The sequence below is a fragment of the Microcoleus sp. CAWBG640 genome (assembly GCF_020883015.1).
Classification (GTDB): domain Bacteria; phylum Cyanobacteriota; class Cyanobacteriia; order Cyanobacteriales; family Microcoleaceae; genus Microcoleus; species Microcoleus anatoxicus.
This window is the reverse complement of record NZ_JAHRFC010000044.1, coordinates 1-4,822: the sequence shown is the minus strand read 5'-3', so window position 1 is coordinate 4,822 and position 4,822 is coordinate 1. Positions and strand designations below refer to the sequence as shown.

At 46.7% G+C, this 4,822-nt stretch carries 1 protein-coding gene; it reads right to left on the bottom strand.

All coding sequences use genetic code 11. From position 1 onward, the window contains the following. Positions 1 to 417: 417 nt before the first annotated feature. Positions 418 to 4,632 carry a chemotaxis protein CheB gene (locus tag AAFP11_RS19965; protein WP_341738633.1) on the bottom strand — a complete coding sequence of 1,405 codons (4,215 nt, stop codon included), beginning with the start codon at positions 4,630 to 4,632 and terminating at the stop codon, positions 418 to 420. Between the last annotated feature and the right edge of the window lie 190 nt (positions 4,633 to 4,822).

The following is a 4,822-nucleotide window of genomic DNA, read 5'->3' as shown; positions in this document are numbered from 1 at the left end:
CTGGTAACGCAGATCCGGAGGCTCTGCCTCCAATTTGTTACCCTTGGCCACGGGAGGCAGAGCCTCTCGACATCAGTTCCCAGGCAGAGCCTAGGAACCAGGTATACAGCCTTTTTCCACTTGTTCCCAGGCTCTGCCTGGTAACGCAGATCCGGAGGCTCTGCCTCCAATTTGTTACCTTTGGCCACGGGAGGCAGAGCCTCTCGACATCAGTTCCCAGGCAGAGCCTAGGAACCAGGTATACAGCCTTTTTCCACTTGTCCACTTGTTCCCAGGCTCTGCCTGGTAACGCAGATCCGGAGGCTCTGCCTCCAATTTGTTACCCTTGGCCACGGGAGGCAGAGCCTCTCGACATCAGTTCCCAGGCACAGCCTAGGAACCAGATACCAGATAATAAAACCAGATAATAAGTTACAATCAAACATTCTTTTTAGCGATTAAATCCGCAATCATTAAGGTTAATTGAGCAGGCTTAACAGGTTTAGCAATATGCTTGTTAAAACCTGCATCGATCGCCCTTTGTACCTCCTTGTCGCTAGCATAAGCAGTCAGCGCAATGGCTGGAATGTTTCCAGCTTTGGCATCAAGAGAACGAACTTGTTGCATCAAGGAATACCCATCTTCCTCTGGCATTCCAATATCAGATATCAGGATGTCATATTTGTCAAGGTTTTCCGTCAAAGCTGCGATCGCCTCTTTTGCAGAGCCCACCGTCAGCACCTGGGCGCCGTAGTCTTCCAGGACAAATTGCAATAACTCACGGGTATCCATATCATCATCTACGCTTAAAATCTGCAAACCTTCAAGGCCCCGTCCCCCATCTTTGGAAGTGTTTAAAGGTAGTGTAAATACAGTCGGTTCTACATCACTTGGCGGTGTTAATTCCTGGGGAATTGAAACTAGCGGCAACCTCACAGTCATCGTAGTTCCTTGTCCTTCACCCGGACTTTCGGCTCCCACTGTACCACCATGAAGTTCGACTAAATGACGCACGATGGACAATCCTAATCCTAGCCCTTGATTAGTCTTGGTAGTGCTGGAATCAGCTTGATGGAAACGATCGAAAATATAGGGTAAAAAGTCTGCTGTAATCCCTTTTCCCGTGTCCCTGACTCGAATTTGAGCGTGACTGTCTATCGCCTCTAAGACAATTTCCACTCGTCCACCGGAGGGGGTAAACTTAATCGAGTTAGATAGCACATTCCACAGCACTTGTTGCAATCTGTCAGCATCCCCTAAAACTGTCGCAGAACTCAACTCGGCAAATATTTCAATGTTTTTGGCATCCGCTGATAATTGCACCCCGTCGATCGCACTTTGCACCACTACCAGCAGATCCATCGGACTGGTATCCAGATGCAGTTTACCACTCGTAATCCGAGAAACATCCAGAATATCTTCAATTAACTGAGTTTGGGCGATCGCACTCCGCTCAATCACCTCTAGGGCGCGAGTCACGGCTGCTTCATTAAGTTTGCCAGAGCGCAGCAATTTTGCCCATCCCAGGATGGGAGTCAGGGGGTTACGAAGTTCGTGGGAGAGATTCGCCAGAAATTCATCTTTAGCACGGTTGCTGTTTTCTGCTTGTTGACGGGCTAACTGCTCCTGCATCAATAGCTGCGATCGCTCTATCTCAAACTGCTGGCGACTTGTGATATCCTCGATCGACAACAAAATCATCATATCTTGGTCTTCTCGTTGCAGTTTACAAGCATTCAGCAACATAGTTTTCTGCCCAATCTGCTCAAATACGTGCTCTAACTCAAAGTTGTGAAGCTCAACATCATTCACCAGAATATCTGCCAATATCGATCGCAGTTGCGGAATATTCCATTGCCCATTTCCCAATTGAAACAGCGAAATCTGCGATGTTTCTGGGAATGAAACCTGAAACGTTTCATAGAAACATCGATTGGCTGTATTCACACATAAATCAGCATCCAGCACCACTAAAGGTGTGGGAACAGTTTCGACGATGGTTTCAGCATAATTTCGGGCTAACTCTAAGGTTTTGGTACTGCGTTTCATAGCATCAATATCGATCCAAACCATTACCACACCATCAATGCGGTTTTCCGTAGTCCGATAAGGACGAATGCGGAGGATGTACCAATAGCCCGCTAGAGTTTGAACTTCTTGTTCCTTCGTCTGGAGAGTCTCAATCACCTCCAAAATTAGCCCTGACAAATCTGGAACATCAAGATGGGAACGAATATCGCTAAAAGGCCGCCCAATATCGGTAGGAATCAGATTAAAAAGTTGCTGTGCCATCGGCGTAAAGCGTCTAATTTTTAAATCGTTTTCCACCATTAAAATCGGAATATTGATACTCCCCAGCAAATTTATCAAGTCGTTACTGATATGATGTTGTTCAATATTTCGACTGCGAAGTTCCTCGTTAGTGGTGATCAGTTCCTCGTTGGTGGCTTGAATCTCTTCTTTGGCAGTTTCTAGTTCCTCGTTGGTGCTTTGCAGCTCCTCGTTGCTGGATAGGATTTCTTCGTTGGCAACTTTGATGTCTTGGTTGAGACTTTCCTGCTGCTGAATTACCGATTGGAGATGCGCTTGAGCCACATTTTTGTCTTCATTCGCGGTGGCAAGTGCCTGTCTCAGTTCCAGAATCTCGCGCTGTAAATCAGCAGGATTCAAGCTCTCAGAATTGACGGTACTGAGGTTGACCGCAGTAAGTAAAGCTTCTTCAAATAGAACCAAAAAGTAGCGTGATTGGGCCCGATCCGGGTGGAAGGGAATCACCTCAAAATTGACGAAGTTCGATCGCTCGCCCACAACCAAATTTATCCCTTCTTTTCTCACAACTACGTTCTGCATCAGTGCCTGATACATTGCAGTACGAAGTTCGATGGCTAAGTCTTCCCTTGCCATTGTCAGCAAGTTTAAGCTGGGAATCCCTGGTGTCAGTCTCAGGTAAGCATTGGTATCTCCCCGCACTTGCAGAATGTTCATCTGCTCGTTGACAACCACACCTGTTGGGGCGTAGCGATTCAAAATTAGTTGGTCTGTGTATTGCTGTAAGTCAAACCCATCTGGAGAGTTTTCATTAGTGGGCTGAGATTTATTTACTTGAGCGATGGGGTAAGAACTCGTTGCAAAGGAAAATATCTGACTATTTTCCGTCAATGTTTTAGCATAAATTTTGCACTTTGTGTGCAATGAATTAAACAAAGATGAAAATTTTCCGATACTTTCAGAAGAGCCTAACAGGAGAAAACCAGTGGGGTTAAGACTGTAATGAAAAATCGGAATCACTCTTTTTTGCAAAGGCTCTGCTAGGTAAATCAGCACATTGCGACAGCTAATGAGATCTAGATTGGAAAAAGGCGGGTCGCTGCCTAAATTTTGTCTGGCAAATATACACAGTTCGCGGACTGTTTTGTTGATTTTATAGCCTCCTCCTTCCCATATAAAGAAGCGAGTCCGGCGCTCTGGTGAAACGTCGAGCATCTGGTTTTCTAAGTAGAAGCCAGACCTGGCTTTGCTAATGGCGGCTTCGCTAATATCTGTGGCAAAAATCTGGATCGGTGGCTGGGGAGATCGATCGCCCAAAAACTCTAACAAACAAATGGCGATCGAGTAAACTTCTTCCCCTGTGGAACATCCCGCCACCCAAATCCGTATGGGATTCTTGACTGACTTATTTGCGGTAATCGTGGGAAAAACCAGCTCTTTTAGCTGTTCAAAGGCTTCTGGATCGCGAAAAAAACTGGTGACGTGGATCAGGATTTCTTGATACAGGGCATAGACTTCAAGCGGATGGTCTTGCAGATATTCGGCGTAATCTGCCAAGGAATTGAGCTTGTACAATACCATTCGTCGTTGGATGCGTCGATCGATCGTAGCGACTTTGTAGTGGGTGAAGTCAACCCCTGTAGTCGATCGCAACAATCCTAAAATAGTGGTGCGGACATAGTTGTCTGGGGGTGATTCTGTAACTGTGGTGGTCAATATCGGGCAAGAAAGCCAGGAATCAGCGCGGAAATTTGCCAGTTCCTCGGCAATTTTTTGAGGGGGGAGAACGAAGTCTACATTACCTGTAGCCACTGCCGTATTTGGCATACTATCGAATTTTGCGGAGGCTTCGCATTGAGCAAATGTCACACCTCCGGCTGCTTTAATAGCCTTGATCCCCAGGGAACCATCTCCGTCTCCCCCGGATAATACTACGGCAAGGGCCTTGGGTCCGCGATCGGCAGCCAAGGACACGAGAAACGCATCTCCCGGCATATATTTGCCATAAATTTTCTCGCGGGCTGTGAGTTTCAGGACACCGCTGGCCAGTGTCATCTTAGTGTTGGGCGGAATTATGTATACTTGATTCGGCTCTACAGTCGTCCCGTCAACCACCTGACTGACTGGCATTTGTGTGGTGGTGGCGAGAATTTCAGTCAGCAGACTTTCGTGATTGGGGTCTAGGTGCTGAATCAGCACAAAGGCCATACCAGTATCGGTTGGTAAGTGATGGAGTAATTCTGTGAATGCTTCTAGTCCTCCGGCTGAAGCCGCAATCCCAACGATGGGAAAGGCGGAATCGACTGTGTTTTGCGGTTGGGGGTCGATCGGGGATAGTGCGATCGATTCTGGTACATTTTCTTCATCAGGCTCATTACCGACCATAGAAATCTCCTTACGCTCAAACCAACTAGCTATAGGTATTACTATGGCACTTTCTTTTGTTTTACTGCTACATAAGATTGACATAAAGCGGACAAGAATGACATCTCGGACACTTAAAACTTACTTCCTGCTTCTACGTAGGGAGTCGGCTCCTTCTACTCAGAGCGGCGTGAATTCAGGATTAGCCATC

Coding starts and splice junctions, on each gene's coding strand:
- AAFP11_RS19965 (WP_341738633.1), bottom strand. CDS start 4,632: ATGGTCGGTAATGAGCCTGATGAAGAAAATGTACCAGAATCGATCGCA.